Consider the following 18,938-nt stretch of genomic DNA (forward strand, 5'->3'; position numbering starts at 1 on the left):
TTTTTTCTCCAGCACCTGTAAAGGGGGCGATTCCTTGACCGTTTCAAGCAAAACGTTGCACCTTTTCGGCATCAAAGCCTGCGACACCATGAAAAAGGCGCGCACCTGGCTCGATGAACACGCTGTCAGCTATGACTTTCATGATTACAAGGCGGTCGGTATCGACCGTGAACACCTGACCCAATGGTGCAACGAGCACGGCTGGGAAGTGGTGTTGAACCGTGCAGGCACGACCTTTCGCAAGCTCGACGACGAACGCAAAGCCGATCTCGACCAGTCGAAAGCCATCGAACTGATGCTCGCACAACCTTCGATGATCAAGCGCCCGGTGCTCGATCTCGGTGAACGAACCCTGATTGGCTTCAAGCCAGATATCTACGCGGCAGCTCTAAAGTAAGCGGCCCGTTTCAATTTGTTAGAGGTATCAACATGTCCACTACCCTGTTCAGCCTGGCCTTTGGTGTCGGCACTCAAAACCGTCAAGGCGCATGGCTGGAAGTGTTTTACGCTCAGCCATTGCTCAACCCGTCGGCCGAACTGGTCGCTGCCATCGCGCCGATTCTGGGCTACAGCGAAGGCAATCAGGCCATCGCCTTCACCACCGCCCAGGCATCGCAACTGGCTGAAGCCGTCAAAGGTGTCGACGCGACCCAGGCTGCCCTGCTGACCCGTCTGGCCGAGAGCCACAAGCCGCTGGTTGCCACCCTGCTGGCCGAAGACGCCCAGCTGTCGTCCACTCCTGAGGCTTACCTCAAGCTGCACCTGCTGTCCCATCGCCTGGTCAAGCCACACGGCCTGAACCTGGCCGGCATCTTCCCGTTGCTGCCGAACGTGGCCTGGACCAGCCAGGGCGCCATCGATCTGGCCGAGCTGGCCGAGCATCAGCTCGAAGCACGCCTGCGCGGCGAGCTGCTGGAAGTGTTCTCGGTGGACAAGTTCCCGAAAATGACAGACTACGTGGTTCCGGCCGGCGTGCGTATCGCCGATGCGGCACGTCTGCGCCTGGGCGCCTACGTGGGCGAAGGCACCACTGTGATGCACGAAGGTTTCATCAACTTCAACGCCGGCACCGAAGGCCCGGGCATGATCGAAGGCCGCGTATCCGCTGGCGTATTCGTCGGCAAGGGTTCGGACCTGGGTGGCGGTTGCTCGACCATGGGTACCCTGTCGGGCGGCGGCAACATCGTGATCAAGGTCGGCGAAGGTTGCCTGATCGGCGCCAACGCCGGTATCGGTATCCCACTGGGCGACCGCAACACCGTCGAGTCGGGCCTGTACGTCACCGCCGGCACCAAAGTGGCGCTGCTGGACGAGAAAAACCAGTTGGTCAAAGTCGTGAAGGCTCGTGAACTGGCCGGTCAGACCGATCTGCTGTTCCGCCGCAATTCGGAAACCGGTGCCGTGGAATGCAAAACCCACAAATCGGCCATCGAACTGAACGAAGCGCTGCACGCTCACAACTAAGCGTTACACGACCAACTGTGGGAGCGAGCCTGCTCGCGAAGCTTTTCGGCGACCTCAAGGACGCCTTAGCGAGCAGGTTCGCTCCCACAGTGTCAGGCGTAAAGGCCGAACACCATGATGATTGCCTCCCCCTGGCGCGCCGATTTTCCGGCCATCGCCGCTCTGCAACGGCAAGACCAGACCTATCTGGACAACGCCGCCACCACGCAAAAACCTCAAGCCCTGCTGGATGCCCTGGCGCATTACTACGCCAACGGCGCGGCCAATGTGCATCGGGCGCAACACCTGCCAGGCGCCCACGCCACCCAGGCGTTCGAGGACAGCCGTCGCAAAGCCGCGCAATGGCTCAATGCCGGTGACAGCGGGCAGATTATCTTCACCCATGGCGCGACATCTGCGCTGAACCTCCTCGCTTATGGCCTGGAACCTCTATTCCATCCGGGCGATGAAATTGTCATCAGCGCCCTGGAACATCACGCCAACCTGCTGCCGTGGCAGCAACTGGCCCACCGTCGCGAGCTGAAACTGGTGATCCTGCCATTGAATGCCGACGGCGTGATCGACCTTCAAGCCGCCACGGGATTGATCGGCCCACGCACGCGACTGCTGGCGGTCAGCCAGTTGTCCAACGTGATCGGCGCCTGGCAACCCCTGCCCGCACTGCTGGCGATGGCCAAGGCGCATAACGCCTTGACCGTGATCGACGGCGCCCAGGGCGTGGTCCACGGCCGGCATGACGTGCAGGCCCTGGGGTGCGACTTCTACGTGTTTTCCAGTCACAAACTCTATGGCCCCGATGGCCTGGGCGTGTTGTTCGGACGCAACGAAGCGCTGCAACAACTACGCCCCTGGCAGTTCGGCGGCGAGATGGTGCTGGACGCCAACTACCACGACGCGCGCTTCCGTCCCGCGCCTCTGGGATTAGAGGCCGGTACCCCGCCGATCGCCGGTGTCATCGGCCTGGGCGCGACCCTGGATTACCTCGCCGGGCTCGATCAGGACGCCGTGTCTGCCCACGAAGCAGCATTGCATGACTATCTGCTCAAGGGTCTCGAAGCGCGCAATGGCATCCGCCTGCTGGGCAAGCCGCAAGTGGCGCTGGCCAGTTTTACCATTGACGGTGTGCATAACTCGGATCTGGCGCATTTGCTGACCGAACAAGGGATCGCGGTGCGCGCCGGCCATCATTGCGCCATGCCGCTGCTCAAAAGCCTGCACCTGGCCGGAGCGATTCGGGTGTCGTTGGCGTTGTACAACGACTCCGAGGATCTGGAACGGTTCTTTGAAGCGCTGGATCAAGCGCTGGAGTTGCTGCGATGAGCTTGCCTGCCGAGGCCGTGACCGCTCTGGAAGCGTTTCAGAACGCACCTGGCTGGGAACAACGGGCGCGTCTGTTGATGCAATGGGGCGAACGTCTGCCCGCGTTGAGCGATGTGGACATGTGCGAGGCCAATCGGGTGCACGGCTGTGAAAGCCAGGTGTGGCTGGTGGGCGAGTTGCAGGATGGCCGCTGGCTGTTCAGGGCCAACAGCGATGCACGTTTGATTCGCGGCTTGGTGGCGCTGCTGCTGGCGCGGGTCAACGGGTTGTCGGCGGCCGAGTTGCAGCAGGTGGACTTGGCGGACTGGTTCAATCAGTTGGGGCTGGGCCGGCAGTTGTCCCAGTCGCGCAGCAATGGCTTGAATGCCGTTTTACAACGGATGCGTGAGTTGGCTCAATAAAAGGCTGCTTTGCAGCCATCGCGGGCTTGCCCGCGAAGAGGCCATCAGCCACACCCATCAAGCCTGAGGTTTGACCCGATCCGCCGGCCGCCGCACCCCCGCCACAATCTTGTCCACGGCTTTGGTCGCCGCGACCATGCCGAACGTCGCCGTCACCATCATCACCGCGCCAAAGCCTCCGGCGCAGTCGAGCTTCACGCCGTCGCCGACAAAACTCTTCTGCAGGCAAATGCTGCCGTCCGGTTTCGGGTAACGCAGTTGCTCGGTGGAGAACACGCACGGCACGCTGTAATGGCGAGTTACGGTGCGAGAGAAACCATAGTCGCGGCGCAAGGTGGAGCGTACTTTCGAGGCCAATGGGTCGTTGAAGGTCCGGTTCAGGTCGCAGACCTGGATCAGCGTCGGGTCGATCTGCCCGCCCGCACCGCCAGTGGTGATGATCTGGATCTTGCGGCGTTTGCACCAGGCGATCAACGCCGCTTTGGCGTTGACGCTGTCGATGCAGTCGATCACGCAGTCGATATTCGGGGTGATGTACTCGGCCATGGTTTCGCGGGTGACGAAATCCGGCACCGCGTGCACCGTGCAATCCGGGTTGATCCCGCGCAGGCGCTCGGCCATTACCTCGACCTTGGGCTTGCCGACGGTGCTGTCCAGCGCATGCAACTGACGGTTGGCGTTGCTGACGCAGACATCGTCGAGGTCGAACAGCGAAATCTCGCCCACACCGCAACGGGCCATGGCTTCCGCCGCCCAGGAGCCGACGCCACCCACGCCAACGATCGCCACATGGGCCGCGCGCAGGCGCTCGAGCCCTTCGATGCCATACAAACGGGCGATGCCAGCAAACCGCGGATCTTCTGTACTCATGACCATTACCTAAAAAACCGGCGCGCATTATAGGGCCGTCGGACGTCAAGCACATCATTGCGCTATGACCGGACATCGTCCATGAAACTGCATCGAACGAAGATTTGCCTTACACGCTCTAACGAAAGAACTTAAATCGACTTGGATTGCCCAATGTCCGGCATTTCCCTGTCCGATGTACGTTCAGTGAATTACCGGTGTAGGATGCGCGCCCTCTTGGCGGCAGCCGATCGTTCCCTCGTTCCACAGCCTTTGGAACCCGAAATAGCTATGTCATCGCGTAAATTTGGACTCAATCTGGTGGTGGTGCTCGCCATCGCTGCCTTGTTTACCGGCTTCTGGGCGCTGATCAATCGCCCGGTCACCACGCCCAACTGGCCTGAGCAAATCTCCGGCTTCTCGTATTCGCCCTTCCAGCAAGGTCAATTCCCACAGAAAGAACAGTATCCGACCGACGATCAGATGCGTCGCGACCTGGAGATCATGAGCAAGCTGACGGACAACATCCGTACTTACTCGGTCGACGGCACGCTGGAGAACATCCCCAAACTGGCGGAAGAATTCGGCCTGCGGGTGACACTGGGGATCTGGATCAGCCCGGACCAGGAACGTAACGAACGGGAAATCACCCGCGCCATCGAAATCGCCAATTCTTCGCGCAGCGTCGTCCGCGTCGTTGTCGGTAACGAAGCCATTTTCCGTAAGGAAATCACCGCTGCCGAACTGAGCGTGATCCTTGATCGCGTGCGCGCCGCGGTGAAGGTGCCGGTGACCACCTCCGAGCAATGGCACGTCTGGGAAGAACACCCGGAACTGGCCAAGCACGTCGACCTGATCGCCGCGCACGTTCTGCCTTACTGGGAATTCATCCCGATGGACAAGGCCGGGCAGTTCGTCCTCGACCGCGCCCGCGACCTGAAAAAGATGTTCCCAAAAAAACCGCTGCTGCTGTCTGAGGTCGGCTGGCCGAGCAATGGTCGCATGCGCGGTGGCGCCGATGCGTCGCCGGCGGACCAGGCGATTTACCTGCGAACCCTGGTCAACAAGCTCAACCGCCAGGGTTCCAACTACTTCGTGATCGAAGCCTTCGACCAGCCTTGGAAGGTCAGTGACGAAGGTTCGGTAGGCGCTTACTGGGGTGTGTTCAACGCCGCGCGCCAGCAGAAATTCAACTTCGAAGGCCCGGTGGTCGCCATTCCGCAGTGGCGCGTGCTGGCCATCGGCTCGGTAGTGCTGGCTCTGCTGTCGCTGACCCTGCTGATGATCGACGGCTCGGCCTTGCGCCAACGTGGCCGCACCTTCCTGACCTTTATCGCGTTCCTTTGCGGTTCGGTGCTGGTGTGGATCGGCTACGACTACAGCCAGCAATACAGCACCTGGTTCAGCCTGACGGTGGGCTTCCTGCTTGCCCTCGGCGCACTTGGGGTGTTCATCGTGTTGCTGACCGAGGCCCATGAACTGGCCGAAGCGGTGTGGATTCACAAGCGGCGCCGGGAATTCCTGCCAGTGGTCGGCGATTCGAACTATCGACCGAAAGTCTCGATTCACGTGCCCTGCTATAACGAGCCGCCGGAGATGGTCAAACAGACCCTCAACGCCCTGGCGAACCTCGACTATCCGGACTTCGAAGTCCTGATCATCGACAACAACACCAAGGACCCGGCGGTCTGGGAGCCGGTGCGTGATTATTGCGAAACCTTGGGCCCGCGCTTCAAGTTCTTCCACGTCGCGCCATTGGCCGGTTTCAAGGGCGGTGCACTGAATTACCTGATCCCGCACACCGCCAAGGATGCCGAGGTAATCGCGGTAATCGACTCCGACTACTGCGTGCACCCGAACTGGCTCAAGCACATGGTGCCGCACTTCGCCGATCCGAAAATCGCCGTGGTGCAGTCGCCGCAGGACTACCGCGACCAGAACGAAAGCACCTTCAAGAAGCTCTGCTACGCGGAATACAAAGGCTTCTTCCATATCGGCATGGTGACGCGCAACGACCGTGACGCGATCATCCAGCACGGCACCATGACCATGACCCGTCGCTCGGTGCTCGAAGAACTGGGCTGGGCCGACTGGTGCATCTGCGAAGACGCCGAGCTGGGCCTGCGGGTCTTCGAAAAAGGCCTGTCGGCGGCGTATTACCACGACAGCTACGGCAAAGGCTTGATGCCCGATACCTTCATCGACTTCAAGAAACAGCGGTTCCGCTGGGCCTATGGCGCGATCCAGATCATCAAGCGTCACACCCGCAGCCTGCTGCGCGGCAAGGACACCGAGCTGACCCGCGGCCAGCGCTATCACTTCCTCGCGGGCTGGTTGCCGTGGGTGGCGGACGGCATGAACATTTTCTTCACCGTCGGTGCGCTGTTGTGGTCGGCGGCGATGATCATCGTGCCGCAGCGGGTCGATCCGCCGCTGTTGATTTTCGCGATCCCGCCGTTGGCGCTGTTCGTGTTCAAGGTCGGCAAGATCATCTTCCTCTACCGTCGCGCGGTGGGCGTGAACCTGAAGGATGCGTTCTGCGCAGCCTTGGCGGGACTTGCCTTGTCGCACACCATCGCCAAAGCGGTGCTGTACGGCTTCTTCACCAGCAGCATTCCGTTCTTCCGCACGCCTAAGAATGCCGATAATCACGGCTTCTGGGTGGCGATTTCGGAAGCACGGGAAGAGCTGTTCATCATGCTGTTGCTGTGGGGCGCAGCGCTGGGGATCTTCTTGGTCAATGGCATGCCGAGCAACGACATGCGCTTCTGGGTGGCCATGTTGCTGGTGCAGTCGCTGCCGTACCTGGCTGCGCTGATCATGGCGTTCCTGTCCTCGCTGCCGAAACCGACCGTCGAAACCGAAACGGCGCCAGCGGTCTAAATCTTCACTGATGCACTAAACGGCGGCCAATGGTCGCCGTTTTGCTTTAAGATAACCGCCATTTTGCGCGCCTCGCCCCATTGGCCTGCCCCAATACCTGTGGGAGCGAGCCTGCTCGCGATGAGGCCGTCACATTCAACATTTATGGTGACTGTGATTACGCCTTCGCGAGCAGGCTCGCTCCCACATATACAGCTTCCGGAGTTTTCCATGACGGCCCACGCCGACCTTTCGCCGACCCTTCAACTCGCCATCGATCTGATCCGCCGTCCGTCCGTGACGCCCGTCGACGCCGATTGCCAGAAGCAGATGATGCAGCGCCTGGGCGATGCCGGTTTTATGCTTGAGCCAATGCGCATCGAAGATGTGGATAACTTCTGGGCCACCCACGGCAAACACGACGGTCCGGTGCTGTGCTTCGCCGGTCACACCGACGTGGTGCCGACCGGTCCGGTGACGGCCTGGCAGATCGATCCGTTCAACGCCGTCATCGACGAGCACGGCATGCTCTGCGGCCGCGGCGCGGCCGACATGAAAGGCAGCCTGGCGTCCATGACCGTGGCGGCCGAGCGTTTCGTCGCCGACTACCCGGACCACAAGGGCAAGGTTGCTTTCCTGATCACCAGCGACGAAGAAGGTCCGGCACACCACGGCACCAAGGCGGTGGTTGAACGCCTGGCCGCGCGCAAGGAGCGCCTGGACTGGTGCATCGTCGGCGAACCGTCGAGCACCACCCTGGTGGGTGATGTGGTCAAGAATGGCCGTCGCGGCTCCCTTGGCGCCAAGCTGACCGTGCGCGGCGTGCAGGGCCACGTGGCCTACCCGCACCTGGCGAAAAACCCGATTCACCTCGCTGCCCCGGCTTTGGCGGAACTTGCCGCCGAGCATTGGGACCACGGCAACGATTTCTTCCCGCCGACCAGTTTCCAGATCTCCAACGTCAACTCCGGCACCGGCGCGACCAACGTCATTCCGGGTGACCTGGTGGCGGTGTTCAACTTCCGCTTCTCCACCGAGTCCACTGTCGAAGGCCTGCAAAAGCGCGTCGCCGACATCCTCGACAAGCATGGCCTGGACTGGCACATCGACTGGGCGTTGTCCGGCCTGCCGTTCCTCACTGAACCGGGCGCGCTGCTCGATGCGGTGTCGTCGAGCATCAAGGACATCACCGGCCGCGAAACCAAGGCGTCCACCAGTGGTGGCACCTCCGACGGGCGCTTCATTGCAACCATGGGCACGCAAGTGGTCGAACTGGGGCCGGTCAACGCGACCATTCACCAGGTCAACGAACGCGTACTGGCGGCCGATCTTGATGTGCTGACCGAAATCTACTACCAGACCCTGATCAAGTTGCTCGCCTGATGCTCGCTTGCCCGATCTGCAGCGAACCGCTCAATGCGGTGGACAACGGTGTGGTCTGCCCTGCCGGGCATCGTTTCGACCGTGCGCGCCAGGGTTACCTGAACCTGTTGCCGGTACAGCACAAGAACAGCCGTGACCCTGGGGATAACCAGGCAATGGTCGAAGCCCGCCGCGACTTCCTCAACGCCGGGCATTACGCGCCGGTGGCCAGGCGGCTGGCGGAGCTGGCGGCAGGTGTAGCGCCGCAGCGCTGGGTCGACATCGGTTGTGGCGAGGGTTACTACACCGCGCAAATCGCCGAGGCCTTGCCGGACGCCGATGGCTACGCCCTGGACATTTCCCGGGAGGCGGTCAAGCGCGCCTGCAAGCGCAACCCGAAGCTGACCTGGTTGATCGCCAGCATGGCCCGCGTGCCGTTGGCCTCTGGCAGCTGCCAGTTCCTGGCCAGCGTTTTCAGTCCACTGGACTGGAACGAAGCCAAACGCCTGCTCAGCCCCGGCGGCGGCCTGATGAAAGTCGGACCGACCAGCGGCCACCTGATGGAACTGCGCGAGCGGCTGTACGACGAAGTCCGGGAATACACCGACGACAAGCACCTGGCCCTGGTGCCTGAAGGCATGGCGTTGCAGCACAGTGAAACCCTGGAATTCAAACTGACGCTTACCAGCGGTCAGGACCGGGCGAACCTGCTGGCCATGACGCCCCACGGCTGGCGTGCCAGTGCCGAGCGCCGGGCAGCGGTCATCGAACAGGCGGAGCCATTCGAGGTCACCGTCTCGATGCGCTACGATTATTTCGTTCTTCAATAGTTACTAATTTTGGTCTTGAGCAACGGTTCAAGACCGGCTAAATCCGCGAATGGATTTTTCAGACACGCAGTGAGGACATCCATGCGCCAGCCCGATATCGAGATTTACCTGAAAGACGCCGACGTCGACCACAAGGCCGTCTCCGCCTGGCTTGGCGAGGCATTGGGCCCGTGCACCGACTGGGTGCAGAAAGGCCAGACTTACAAGTGCAAGGCCGGTAACGTGCCGGTGACCTGGTTGCCCAAGGCCGTAGGAAAATGGAACAGCCTGTACCTGGAAAGTGACCAGACCCCGTGGGAAGACGACATCGCCTGCGCCCGCGCCGCGTTTGCCGCGCTGAACGTCGAAGTGCGCTGCGCGCCGGGCAGCTGGGTCGAGGAAGAAGGTGAGGAGACGGCTGATCGCTGGATTCGCATCAGCGCCGATGGTGAAGAAGAAATCACCTGGAAAACGGCATAAAAGCAGCTACGAGCTGCAAGCTACAAGCCTCAAGTTAAAAAGCCCTGTAGCTTGTAGCTTGTAGCTTGTAGCTTGTAGCTTGTAGCTTGTAGCTTGTAGCTTGTAGCTTGTAGCTTGTAGCTTGTAGCTGGCTTTAAAGCCCCACCACATCCTCAGCCTGCAACCCCTTCTGCCCTTCCACCACCGCATATTCGACCTGCTGGCCTTCGGTCAGTGAACGGTGGCCTTCACCGCGAATCGCGCGGTAGTGCACGAACACATCCACCCCGTCCGCGCGCTGAATGAAGCCGTAGCCCTTGGCGTCGTTGAACCACTTCACGTTGCCGGTTTCACGTGTTGCCATCTGTTCATACTCCCTTTTTATTATTGATCGGGCTTTTCGCAGGAAAGCCTCGGAACGTCAGCCTGCACATGCCGTCCCCTGAAGGGCAGCGGCGACAGAGCGCCGAGTATATGTCAGACGTTTAATCTCTCAATAGCACTTTGATTGCCGCTTTTTTGCCGATTTTCGGCGAATCCGGCACACTATCGACCGCCCGAGCAAACGCTCGGTTTTTTTCATTCACTCATGCAGATGCCGTATGACCCGTTCCCCGCTTCGCCGTCTTGTGTTTGGTACCCTGCGCCGACTGTTGTACCTCTGGGTTCGCTCGGAGACGATCAACCAGTCGTCGTTCACCCTCAACCTCGACCGCAGTCGTCCGGTGTTCTACGTCCTGCAAAACCCTTCGCTGACCGACCTCGCCGTGGTCGACACCGAATGCAGCAAGGCCGGCCTGCCACGCCCGGTGTTGCCGGTATCGGTGGGCAACCTGCTGGAACCGGCGGCGTTCTTCTACCTGACGCCAGACCCGGACTGGCTCGGTCGCCAGGACAAGCGTGGCGCACCGCCGACCCTGACCCGCCTGGTCAGTGCCCTGAGCCAGAACGCCGCCGAAGACGCGCAGATCATTCCGGTCAGCGTGTTCTGGGGCCAGTCGCCGGATAGCGAAAACAGTCCGTGGAAACTGCTGTTCGCCGACAGTTGGGCGGTCACCGGGCGACTGCGCCGCTTGCTGAGCGTCATCGTACTGGGGCGCAAGACCCGCGTGCAGTTCTCCGCGCCTATCCACCTGCGCGAGCTGATCGAGCACAACAAGGGCCACGAGCGCACCGTGCGCATGGCCCAACGTATCCTTCGGGTGCACTTCCGCAATCTGAAAGCCGCCGTGATCGGGCCGGACATTTCCCACCGCCGCAATCTGGTCAAGGGCCTGGTCAACCAGCCACTGGTCAAGCAGGCGATCCTCGACGAAGCCGAGCGCGAAAACATCTCCCCGGAGAAAGCCAAGGCCCAGGCACTGCGCTACGGCAACGAAATCGCCTCGGACTACACCTACACCGCGATCCGCTTCATGGAAGTGGTGCTGAGCTGGTTCTGGAACAAGATCTACGACGGTATCAAGGTCAACAACATCGAAGGCGTGCAGAAGGTCGCCCCGGGTTATGAAGTGATCTATGTGCCCTGCCACCGCAGCCACATCGACTACCTGCTGCTGTCCTATCTACTGTTCCGCAACGGCCTGACCCCGCCGCACATCGCCGCCGGGATCAACCTGAACATGCCCGGGATCGGCGGCCTGCTGCGCCGTGGCGGCGCGTTCTTCATGCGCCGCACCTTCAAGGGCAACCCGCTGTACACCTCGGTGTTCAACGAATACCTGCACACCCTGTTCACCAAGGGCTTCCCGGTGGAGTACTTCGTCGAAGGCGGCCGCTCGCGCACCGGGCGCATGCTGCAACCGAAAACCGGGATGCTGGCGATCACCCTGCGCAGTTTCCTGCGTTCCTCGCGCATGCCGATCGTGTTCGTGCCGGTGTACATCGGCTATGAGCGCGTGCTGGAAGGTCGCACTTATCTGGGTGAATTGCGTGGGGCAAGCAAGAAGAAGGAATCGATCTTCGACATCTTCAAAGTCATCGGCGCACTCAAGCAGCGTTTCGGCCAGGTGGCGGTGAACTTCGGCGAACCGATCAAACTGGCGGAATTCCTCGACAGCGAACAGCCGGACTGGCGTAAACAGGAACTCGGTCCGCAGTTCAAACCGGCCTGGCTCAACGAAACCACCAACCGTCTGGGCGAGAAAGTCGCGCAACATCTGAACGAAGCAGCGGCGATCAACCCGGTCAACCTCGTAGCGCTGGCGCTATTGTCCACCAGCCGCCTGGCGCTGGACGATCGCGCCATGGCGCGGGTACTCGACCTCTATCTGGCGCTGTTGCGCAAGGTCCCGTACTCGCCGCACACCACGCTGCCGGAGGGCGACGGCCGGGCGCTGATCGAACACGTGAAGGATATGGATCTGCTGTCCGAGCAGAGCGATGCCCTGGGCAAGATTCTCTATCTGGACGAGCAGAACGCCGTCCTGATGACCTACTACCGTAACAACGTGCTGCACATCTTCGCGCTGCCGGCGCTACTGGCGAGTTTCTTCCAGAGTGCATCGCGCATGAGTCGCGAACAGATCCTGCGCTACACCCGCGCGCTGTACCCGTACCTGCAAGCGGAGCTGTTCATTCGCTGGTCGCTGGACGAACTGGACGGGGTGATCGATCAATGGCTGGAGGCGTTCGTCGAACAAGGCCTGCTGCGCTTCGAGAACGACGTTTACCTGCGTCCGGCACCGAGCTCGCGGCATTTCGTGCTGCTGACGCTGCTGTCGAAAAGCATCGCCCAGACCTTGCAGCGCTTCTACATGACCGTTTCCCTGCTGCTCAACAGCGGCCAGAACAGCATCAGCGCCGAAGAACTGGAGGACCTGTGCACGGTCATGGCCCAGCGCCTGTCGATCCTGCATGGCCTCAACGCCCCGGAGTTCTTCGATAAGAGCCTGTTCCGCCACTTCATCCAGACTATGCTCGATCTCGAGGTACTCAAGCGCGACGAGGCCGGCAAGCTGGGCTACCACGAGCTGCTCGGCGAACTGGCCGAGGGCGCGGCGAAACGGGTGTTGCCGGCGGAGATTCGCCTATCGATCCGCCAGGTGGCGTTGCATCGCAGTGAAGATGCAGCCGACCAACCCGCCACACATCCCGCGAACTGATGTAAACATGTGGGAGCGAGCCTGCTCGCTCCCACATGAGAAGGAGATCCACGATGAAAAAACTCTCTCTATTGGCCATGACCGCACTGCTGGGAGCCTGCCAGTCGATGCAGCCTTCAGCCAAGGCCAGCCTCGATGGCGAAGTCTTCTACCTGCAACGCATCGCACTGCCACCGACGGCGGTCCTCAGCGTCAGCCTGCAAGACATCACACTCGCTGATGCCCCGGCCAAGGTCATCGACGAACAGCGCGGCCCGGTCAAAGGCCAGGTACCGCTGCCGTTCCACCTGAGCTACGACCCTCAGAAGATAGAGCCCAATCACCGTTATTCGATCAACGCGCGCATTGAAGTCGATGGCAAATTGCTGTTCATCACCACCGAGAATCACGCCGTGCGCCTGGACGGCTCCGACCCACAGCCTGTGAAGGTCCGCGTCGACGCGGCCCGCTAAGTCTTTTTTGAAAAAGGAAGTTGCCATGCTCCGCCCTACCCTCCGCTTTGCCGGCCTGTGCGCAGGTTTGATGATCTGCGCCAGCGCGATGGCGTTGTCGCTCAGCGACCTGTCGCAAAAAGACGCTACCGGCGGGCTCAAGGACGCCCTGACCCAAGGCGCGCAACTGGCCGTGAAACAGCTTGGCACACCAGGCGGTTTCAGCAACAACCCGGACGTGAAAATCGAACTGCCTGGCAAGCTGGGAAAAGTCGCCAGCAAGATGAAACAGTTCGGCATGGGTGATCAGGTCGATCAACTGGAAACCAGCATGAACAAAGCGGCGGAAACCGCTGTCGTCCAGGCCCAGCCAATCCTCGTCGATGCCGTGAAAAAAATGACGGTAGATGATGCCAAGGGCATCCTCAGCGGCGGCAACGACTCGGCCACCCAATACTTGAACAAAACCAGCCGCGAACAGATCCGCGCCAAGTTCCTGCCGATCGTCAAGCAGGCCACCGACCAGGTCGGCCTGGCCAAGCAATACAACGCCTTCGCCGGCCAGGCCGCGACCATGGGCGTGATCGACACCAAGAACGCCAACATCGAAAGCTACGTGACCGAACAGGCATTGGACGGCTTGTTCGAAATGATCGGCAAACAGGAAGAAGCCATTCGCAAGGACCCGGCAGCGGCGGCGACCAGTTTGGCGAAGAAGGTCTTCGGCACGCTCTAAGCATCAACAAAAAACCTGTGGGAGCGGGCTTGCTCGCTCCCACAATGGTTCAGGCCGCCGATCCGGGTCGTAGAAAAAACACCCACTCGCGCCCCAGCTTGCGCTTCTCGAACAGCTCCAGATCCACCAACCCATTCAACGTGGACGACGCCGTGTTGTAGGAGCATCCCAGGTTCTCCTTCACATTGACCGCCGTAAACTCTTTGGCCATCCCACTCTTGGCCGCCTGATAAATCACCCGTTGTTTCTCGGTCAGTCGGTCGAAAAAACCAGACTCTGACAACCATCGTTCAAAGCACTCGGCATTAACCAGACTGTTCCTATACGCCTCGGTGAAGCTACTGACAGCACGCAGTACCACCGAACACTGGAAATCGATGAAGTACGTCAGGTCCAGGTCGTCCGCTTCGGTATTGAGATAAGAGCGCCCGTACTTCACCGGCGCATTACGCAGTAAAACGCTGATGGCGATGTAGCGAAACGCCGAGAAATCATTCTTGAACATGAACCAGTAGAACAACGCCCGAGCGACGCGACCGTTACCATCGCGAAAAGGGTGCTCGTAACCCAACGCAAAATGCAGCGCAATGCCCTTGATCAGCGGATGCAGATAGTCCGTCCGATGAGGATCGTTGTGGGATTGATTGATCCATGTCGACAGCACCTGCAAACGCCCGGCGAGCCCGGCAACAGGAGGCGGCACATGAACCGTATTGCCCTGTCCGTCCTGCACCACCACGTCATCGTTGACCCGCAAATCCCCCGGCGAATATTGCGCGTCATCGATACCTGATACGCCAACACGATGCAGTGCCGTGACCAGCTCGACACTCAGCGGTTCATAACGTTTTTCCCAAGCGAAGTTCATCATCTTGTAATTGCCGATCACCATTCGCTCATCCGGCGTACGCGGCAGGCGATGTCGCTTGAGCATGTCCTTGGCCACCCGGGTGGTAGTCGCCGCGCCCTCGAGCTGACTGCTGCTGATGGCTTCGTCTTCGATCAAATCATTAAGCAGATAACTGAAATGCGCGCGCTCGCCTATCTGGCTGGTCATGTATTCCAGCGCGGCGGTGGTGGCTTGCCGGTCCACGGCGGAAATCGCTTTTTGTGCCACGGGCGTCAGTATGAAGTTTCCCCACCGCATCGGCTCACCCAATGGCAACAGGCTGGAGTACTGCGCTGTTCGGGCCTTCTTGACCAAGGCCCAGCACAGATTCGAATCCAGCCCCGGCGCCCAGCGATAGCGCAAATCATCGAACGGCTGATAGCGCCCCTGGTCGTCCAGAGGCTTGAGTAGAGCGAGGTAGTCCGAGAGGCGTTCCTTGTGCGGCGATTTTATCAGTAGATCAAAAACCGGGGCTGATCTACCCCTGAACATGGGTGGTTTTTTCATTGGCACTGTCTCAAAAACTCGTGAAACCGAGTTTTGAGTACAACATCCGGACATCCGAGTCTCAATATCGGACGGTTCTGAGATAGTTGTAGGAGTAAAGCTTGCTCTAGATGGCCATGACTCGGTTTGATTGAGCGGTAAACATCCTCAGCCGCCAAGCCGTCTTCGCAAGCAGGCTCGCTCCCACCGTAGGACCGTGCACAACCAGGAGTTATCAGTCGGCTGTCAGGCCGCCTTTGCGGGCAAGCCTTGCACCTACAAAAGCAAGAGCAAATCGCTAACACCCGCTCCGCTCTTAACCACTCATCAGGCCGAGTGTCAGCTCGCCTGCAGCTTTTGATCTTGATCCACCCGCCCCATCGGAAGGCTGAGCAGAGGTGTTCATCCGGGGATTGGCGCGCAGTGCCGTTCGACGCAGTCGAACCCATTGCATGTAGGTTCAGCGAAGCCAACCGGAGGGCAATGCCCCCGGATGAATGCCGGAGCGAAGGAACCCCGAGCCCCAGCGAGGGGCCGGACGCTCGGGGCGAGCGTTTTTTTGGTTACTTTTTTTAGGCGCTTGTAAAAAAAGTGACTCGCCGTAAGGGCGAAACCATAAGTGGCCGTTACCGCAGAAACGGATATGTACTCGATCAATCAGGAGCTTGGTCGGCCCGAAGGCCGCCAAGTCCAGCCACTCAAGCCGATTCTTTCTTGACCCTGAACCAAGCCGCATACAACGCCGGCAAAAACAACAGCGTCAACGCCGTCGCCACAATCAAACCACCCATGATCGCCACCGCCATCGGCCCGAAAAACACACTGCGCGACAACGGAATCATCGCCAGAACCGCGGCCAGTGCCGTCAGCACAATCGGCCTGAACCGCCGCACCGTGGCCTCGATGATCGCCTGCCAAGGCTTGAGCCCGGCAGCGATGTCCTGCTCGATCTGATCCACCAGAATCACCGAGTTACGCATGATCATCCCCGACAAGGCGATGGTCCCGAGCATGGCGACAAAACCGAACGGCTGACGGAACACCATCAGGAACAACGTCACCCCGATCAACCCCAACGGCGCCGTCAGAAACACCATCACCGTGCGTGAGAAACTTCTCAGTTGCAGCATCAGCAATGTCAGCACCACCACGATGAACAGCGGCACACCGGCCTTTACCGAGTTCTGTCCACGTGCAGAATCTTCCACGGTGCCGCCGACATCCAGCAAATAGCCGCCTGGCAATTCGGCGCGGACCGGATCGAGGGTCGGCATGATTTGCTGCACCAGCGTCGCCGGTTGTTCCTTACCATAGATGTCGGCGCGCACGGTCACGTTGGGCAGGCGGTTACGGTGCCAGATCACACCTTCTTCAAAGCCGTATTCCAGGGTCGCGATCTGCGACAGGGCGACGCTGCGACCGTTGTCGGTCGGTACCGCCAGACTCGGCAGCAACGACAGCTCGGTGCGTTCATGCAAGGTGCCGCGCAACAGGATCTCGATCAATTCGTTGTCTTCGCGATACTGACTGACGCTGGAACCGGTGAGCGAGCTCTGCAAGAACCTCGACAGGTTCGCCGTACTCACACCCAGTGCCCGCGCGCGGTCCTGATCGACGTTCAGGTAAACGACCTTGCTCGGTTCTTCCCAGTCCAGGTGGACGTTGGCCACGTGCGGGTTCTCTCGAACCTTGGCCGCGACTTTGCGCGCCAGCGCGCGGACTTCCTCGATATGCTCACCGGTCACCCGGAACTGCACTGGATAACCAACCGGCGGACCGTTTTCCAGGCGCGTGACCCGCGAGCGCAGAGCCGGGAATTGTTCGTTGAGCGTGGTAATCAACCAGGTGCGCAGGGTTTCGCGCTCCTCGATGGTCTTCGCCAGCACCACGAATTGGGCGAAGCTCGCTGCCGGCAGTTGCTGATCCAACGGCAGGTAAAAACGCGGCGAACCGGTACCGACATAAGCCACATAGTTGTCGATCCCGGCCTTGTCCTTGAGCAACGCTTCGAGGCGCTTGACCTCCTCGGCGGTGTTGCTCAGAGAAGCGCCTTCGGCCAGCTTCAGATCGACCATCAACTCCAGTCGGCCCGACGCCGGGAAAAATTGCTGCGGCACAAAACGGAACAGGACCACAGAGGCGACGAACAAAATCACCGTCGCCGCGATCACGGTTTTGCGTCGACGCACGCACCACTCCACCAGTCGCCGGACCCGTTCATAAAACGGAGTGCCATAAGGGTCTGGCTGATCAGGACCGTGTTTGGCCGCGTGAATTTTCGCCAGATCCGGCAGGAGTTTTTCCCCGAGATACGGCACGAACACCACCGCCGCCACCCACGACGCCACCAGTGCGATGGTCACTACCTGAAAGATCGAGCGAGTGTATTCGCCAGTACCGGATTGCGCGGTGGCGATCGGCAGGAACCCGGCCGCGGTGATCAGCGTACCGGTGAGCATCGGGAACGCGGTGCTGGTCCAGGCATAGCTCGCCGCCTTGACCCGGTCGAAGCCCTGTTCCATTTTGATCGCCATCATTTCCACGGCGATGATCGCGTCGTCCACCAGCAAGCCCAGCGCCAGCACCAGCGCGCCGAGGGAAATTTTGTGCAGGCCTATCCCTAAGTAATACATGCAGGCGAAGGTCATCGCCAACACCAGCGGAATCGCCAGGGCGACCACCATGCCGGTGCGCACGCCAAGGGAGAAAAAGCTCACCAGCAGCACAATCGCCAGGGCCTCCACCAATACCCGGACGAACTCGCCGACACCGGTCTTCACCGCCGCTGGTTGATCGGAAACCTTACGCAGCTGCATGCCGGCCGGGAGGTTTTTCTGGATGCGGGCGAATTCGATTTCCAGGGCTTTGCCCAAGACGAGAATGTCGCCGCCGTCCTTCATGGCCACGGCCAGTCCGATAGCGTCCTCAGCCATGAAGCGCATGCGCGGCGCCGGTGGATCGTTGAAACCACGACGCACGTCGGCGACATCGGAGATACGGAAGGTGCGATCCCCGACTCGAATCGGAAAGTTCTTTATCTCGTCGACGGTCTGAAAATTCCCCGAGACCCGCAGCTGCAATCGCTCGCTGCTGGTTTCGAAGAAGCCGGCGGTGGACACCGCATTCTGTTCTTCAAGCGCCTGCTGCACCGCGGCCAGCGGCAAACCCAGGGTCGCCAGTTTGACGTTGGACAGCTCGATCCAGACTTTCTCGTCCTGCAAGCCGAGCAGGTCGACCTTGCCCACGTCCTTGACCCGTTGCAGCTGGATCTGGATGCGGTCGGCGTAATCCTTGAGCACGGCGTAGTCGAACCCGTCGCCGGTCAAGGCGTAGATATTGCCGAAGGTGGTGCCGAATTCATCGTTGAAGAACGGCCCCTGAATACCCGGCGGCAGGGTGTGACGGATGTCGCTAACCTTCTTGCGCACCTGATACCAGAGTTCCGGGATGTCCACCGAGTGCATGGAATCTCGAGCAATGAACGTCACTTGGGATTCACCCGGGCGCGAGAACGACACGATGCGTTCGTACTCGCCGGTTTCCATCAGCTTCTTTTCAATGCGCTCGGTGACCTGGCGCGAAACTTCCTGCGCCGTGGCGCCTGGCCAGTTGGTGCGGATCACCATAGCCTTGAAGGTAAACGGCGGGTCTTCGCTTTGGCCGAGCTTGGTGTAGGACAGTGCGCCAACGATTGCCAGCAACAGCATCAGGAACAGTACGATCTGGCGGTTACGCAACGCCCATTCGGAAAGATTGAAGCCCATCG

Annotated in this window: 15 protein-coding genes; 11 read left to right on the forward strand and 4 right to left on the reverse strand. The window is 60.3% G+C overall.

Annotated features, from left to right (window positions below; genetic code table 11):
• The first annotated feature begins 34 nt into the window (after positions 1-34).
• From FFS64_RS06595 to FFS64_RS06610, 4 genes are all read left to right on the forward strand, one after another.
• A complete protein-coding gene (locus FFS64_RS06595; protein ID WP_137804880.1) occupies positions 35-397 on the forward strand; it encodes an ArsC family reductase in 363 nt (120 codons plus the stop codon).
• A 32-nt stretch (positions 398-429) separates the two neighbouring features.
• Positions 430-1,464 (forward strand): 2,3,4,5-tetrahydropyridine-2,6-dicarboxylate N-succinyltransferase, encoded by a 1,035-nt coding sequence (gene dapD / locus FFS64_RS06600; RefSeq protein ID WP_095197098.1) that lies wholly within the window; start codon positions 430-432, stop codon positions 1,462-1,464.
• 114 nt (positions 1,465-1,578) lie between these two features.
• Positions 1,579-2,784, forward strand: a complete 1,206-nt coding sequence (locus FFS64_RS06605; RefSeq protein WP_137804688.1) for an aminotransferase class V-fold PLP-dependent enzyme — start codon at positions 1,579-1,581, stop codon at positions 2,782-2,784.
• Positions 2,781-3,185, forward strand: coding sequence for a SufE family protein (locus FFS64_RS06610; protein WP_137804689.1), 405 nt, complete (start codon positions 2,781-2,783; stop codon positions 3,183-3,185). The genes FFS64_RS06605 and FFS64_RS06610 overlap by 4 nt, the downstream gene beginning before the upstream one ends.
• 57 nt (positions 3,186-3,242) lie before the next feature.
• Here the strand turns inward: FFS64_RS06610 and tcdA are convergent, their stop codons facing one another.
• A complete protein-coding gene (gene tcdA / locus FFS64_RS06615) occupies positions 3,243-4,061 on the reverse strand; it encodes a tRNA cyclic N6-threonylcarbamoyladenosine(37) synthase TcdA (RefSeq protein ID WP_137804690.1) in 819 nt (272 codons plus the stop codon).
• Positions 4,062-4,325: 264 nt separating this feature from the next.
• Here tcdA and FFS64_RS06620 point away from each other — a divergent pair, with 264 nt between their 5' ends.
• The 4 genes from FFS64_RS06620 (at position 4,326) to FFS64_RS06635 (ending at position 9,547) form a co-directional block, all read left to right on the forward strand.
• Positions 4,326-6,917 carry a glycosyltransferase gene (locus FFS64_RS06620; RefSeq protein ID WP_137804691.1) on the forward strand — a complete coding sequence of 864 codons (2,592 nt, stop codon included), beginning with the start codon at positions 4,326-4,328 and terminating at the stop codon, positions 6,915-6,917.
• Between the two features lie 210 nt (positions 6,918-7,127).
• Positions 7,128-8,279 carry a succinyl-diaminopimelate desuccinylase gene (dapE, locus tag FFS64_RS06625; RefSeq protein WP_095197103.1) on the forward strand — a complete coding sequence of 384 codons (1,152 nt, stop codon included), beginning with the start codon at positions 7,128-7,130 and terminating at the stop codon, positions 8,277-8,279.
• Positions 8,279-9,088, forward strand: a complete 810-nt coding sequence (locus FFS64_RS06630) for a putative RNA methyltransferase (RefSeq protein WP_137804692.1) — start codon at positions 8,279-8,281, stop codon at positions 9,086-9,088. The genes dapE and FFS64_RS06630 overlap by 1 nt, the downstream gene beginning before the upstream one ends.
• An 81-nt stretch (positions 9,089-9,169) precedes the next feature.
• A complete protein-coding gene (locus FFS64_RS06635; RefSeq protein ID WP_137804693.1) occupies positions 9,170-9,547 on the forward strand; it encodes a hypothetical protein in 378 nt (125 codons plus the stop codon).
• A gap of 133 nt (positions 9,548-9,680) precedes the next feature.
• Here FFS64_RS06635 and FFS64_RS06640 read toward each other — a convergent pair whose 3' ends face one another.
• Complete coding sequence (locus FFS64_RS06640; protein ID WP_019647794.1) at positions 9,681-9,890, reverse strand: cold shock domain-containing protein; 210 nt, start codon at positions 9,888-9,890, stop codon at positions 9,681-9,683.
• Positions 9,891-10,128: 238 nt separating this feature from the next.
• Between FFS64_RS06640 and plsB the strand changes: the two genes are divergently transcribed.
• Genes plsB through FFS64_RS06655 form a run of 3 tightly spaced genes read left to right on the forward strand, consistent with a single transcriptional unit; the run spans position 10,129 to position 13,797 of the window.
• Positions 10,129-12,630: a glycerol-3-phosphate 1-O-acyltransferase PlsB gene (plsB, locus tag FFS64_RS06645; protein WP_137804694.1), complete on the forward strand. Its 2,502-nt coding sequence runs from the start codon at positions 10,129-10,131 to the stop codon at positions 12,628-12,630.
• 53 nt (positions 12,631-12,683) lie between these two features.
• Entirely contained in the window at positions 12,684-13,082 is a 399-nt protein-coding gene (locus tag FFS64_RS06650; protein WP_137804695.1) for a YbaY family lipoprotein, read from the forward strand.
• A 25-nt stretch (positions 13,083-13,107) separates the two neighbouring features.
• Positions 13,108-13,797 (forward strand): DUF4197 domain-containing protein, encoded by a 690-nt coding sequence (locus FFS64_RS06655; RefSeq protein WP_137804696.1) that lies wholly within the window; start codon positions 13,108-13,110, stop codon positions 13,795-13,797.
• Between the two features lie 49 nt (positions 13,798-13,846).
• Here the strand turns inward: FFS64_RS06655 and FFS64_RS06660 are convergent, their stop codons facing one another.
• Entirely contained in the window at positions 13,847-15,193 is a 1,347-nt protein-coding gene (locus FFS64_RS06660; RefSeq protein ID WP_137804697.1) for a Fic family protein, read from the reverse strand.
• A 677-nt stretch (positions 15,194-15,870) separates the two neighbouring features.
• Positions 15,871-18,936 carry an efflux RND transporter permease subunit gene (locus FFS64_RS06665; protein WP_137804698.1) on the reverse strand — a complete coding sequence of 1,022 codons (3,066 nt, stop codon included), beginning with the start codon at positions 18,934-18,936 and terminating at the stop codon, positions 15,871-15,873.
• Positions 18,937-18,938: the final 2 nt, after the last annotated feature.

The organism is Pseudomonas sp. G(2018), from assembly GCF_005502415.1.
In the GTDB taxonomy this organism is placed as follows: domain Bacteria; phylum Pseudomonadota; class Gammaproteobacteria; order Pseudomonadales; family Pseudomonadaceae; genus Aquipseudomonas.

Bases quoted from the DNA above. Each gene is read 5' to 3' on its own strand.
- plsB (WP_137804694.1), top strand. From the start codon at position 10,129: ATGACCCGTTCCCCGCTTCGCCGTCTTGTGTTTGGTACCCTGCGCCGA.
- FFS64_RS06630 (WP_137804692.1), top strand. From the start codon at position 8,279: ATGCTCGCTTGCCCGATCTGCAGCGAACCGCTCAATGCGGTGGACAAC.
- FFS64_RS06640 (WP_019647794.1), bottom strand. From the start codon at position 9,890: ATGGCAACACGTGAAACCGGCAACGTGAAGTGGTTCAACGACGCCAAG.
- FFS64_RS06605 (WP_137804688.1), top strand. From the start codon at position 1,579: ATGATGATTGCCTCCCCCTGGCGCGCCGATTTTCCGGCCATCGCCGCT.
- dapD (WP_095197098.1), top strand. From the start codon at position 430: ATGTCCACTACCCTGTTCAGCCTGGCCTTTGGTGTCGGCACTCAAAAC.
- FFS64_RS06610 (WP_137804689.1), top strand. From the start codon at position 2,781: ATGAGCTTGCCTGCCGAGGCCGTGACCGCTCTGGAAGCGTTTCAGAAC.
- FFS64_RS06635 (WP_137804693.1), top strand. From the start codon at position 9,170: ATGCGCCAGCCCGATATCGAGATTTACCTGAAAGACGCCGACGTCGAC.
- FFS64_RS06665 (WP_137804698.1), bottom strand. From the start codon at position 18,936: ATGGGCTTCAATCTTTCCGAATGGGCGTTGCGTAACCGCCAGATCGTA.
- FFS64_RS06620 (WP_137804691.1), top strand. From the start codon at position 4,326: ATGTCATCGCGTAAATTTGGACTCAATCTGGTGGTGGTGCTCGCCATC.
- dapE (WP_095197103.1), top strand. From the start codon at position 7,128: ATGACGGCCCACGCCGACCTTTCGCCGACCCTTCAACTCGCCATCGAT.
- FFS64_RS06660 (WP_137804697.1), bottom strand. From the start codon at position 15,193: ATGAAAAAACCACCCATGTTCAGGGGTAGATCAGCCCCGGTTTTTGAT.
- FFS64_RS06650 (WP_137804695.1), top strand. From the start codon at position 12,684: ATGAAAAAACTCTCTCTATTGGCCATGACCGCACTGCTGGGAGCCTGC.
- FFS64_RS06655 (WP_137804696.1), top strand. From the start codon at position 13,108: ATGCTCCGCCCTACCCTCCGCTTTGCCGGCCTGTGCGCAGGTTTGATG.
- tcdA (WP_137804690.1), bottom strand. From the start codon at position 4,061: ATGGTCATGAGTACAGAAGATCCGCGGTTTGCTGGCATCGCCCGTTTG.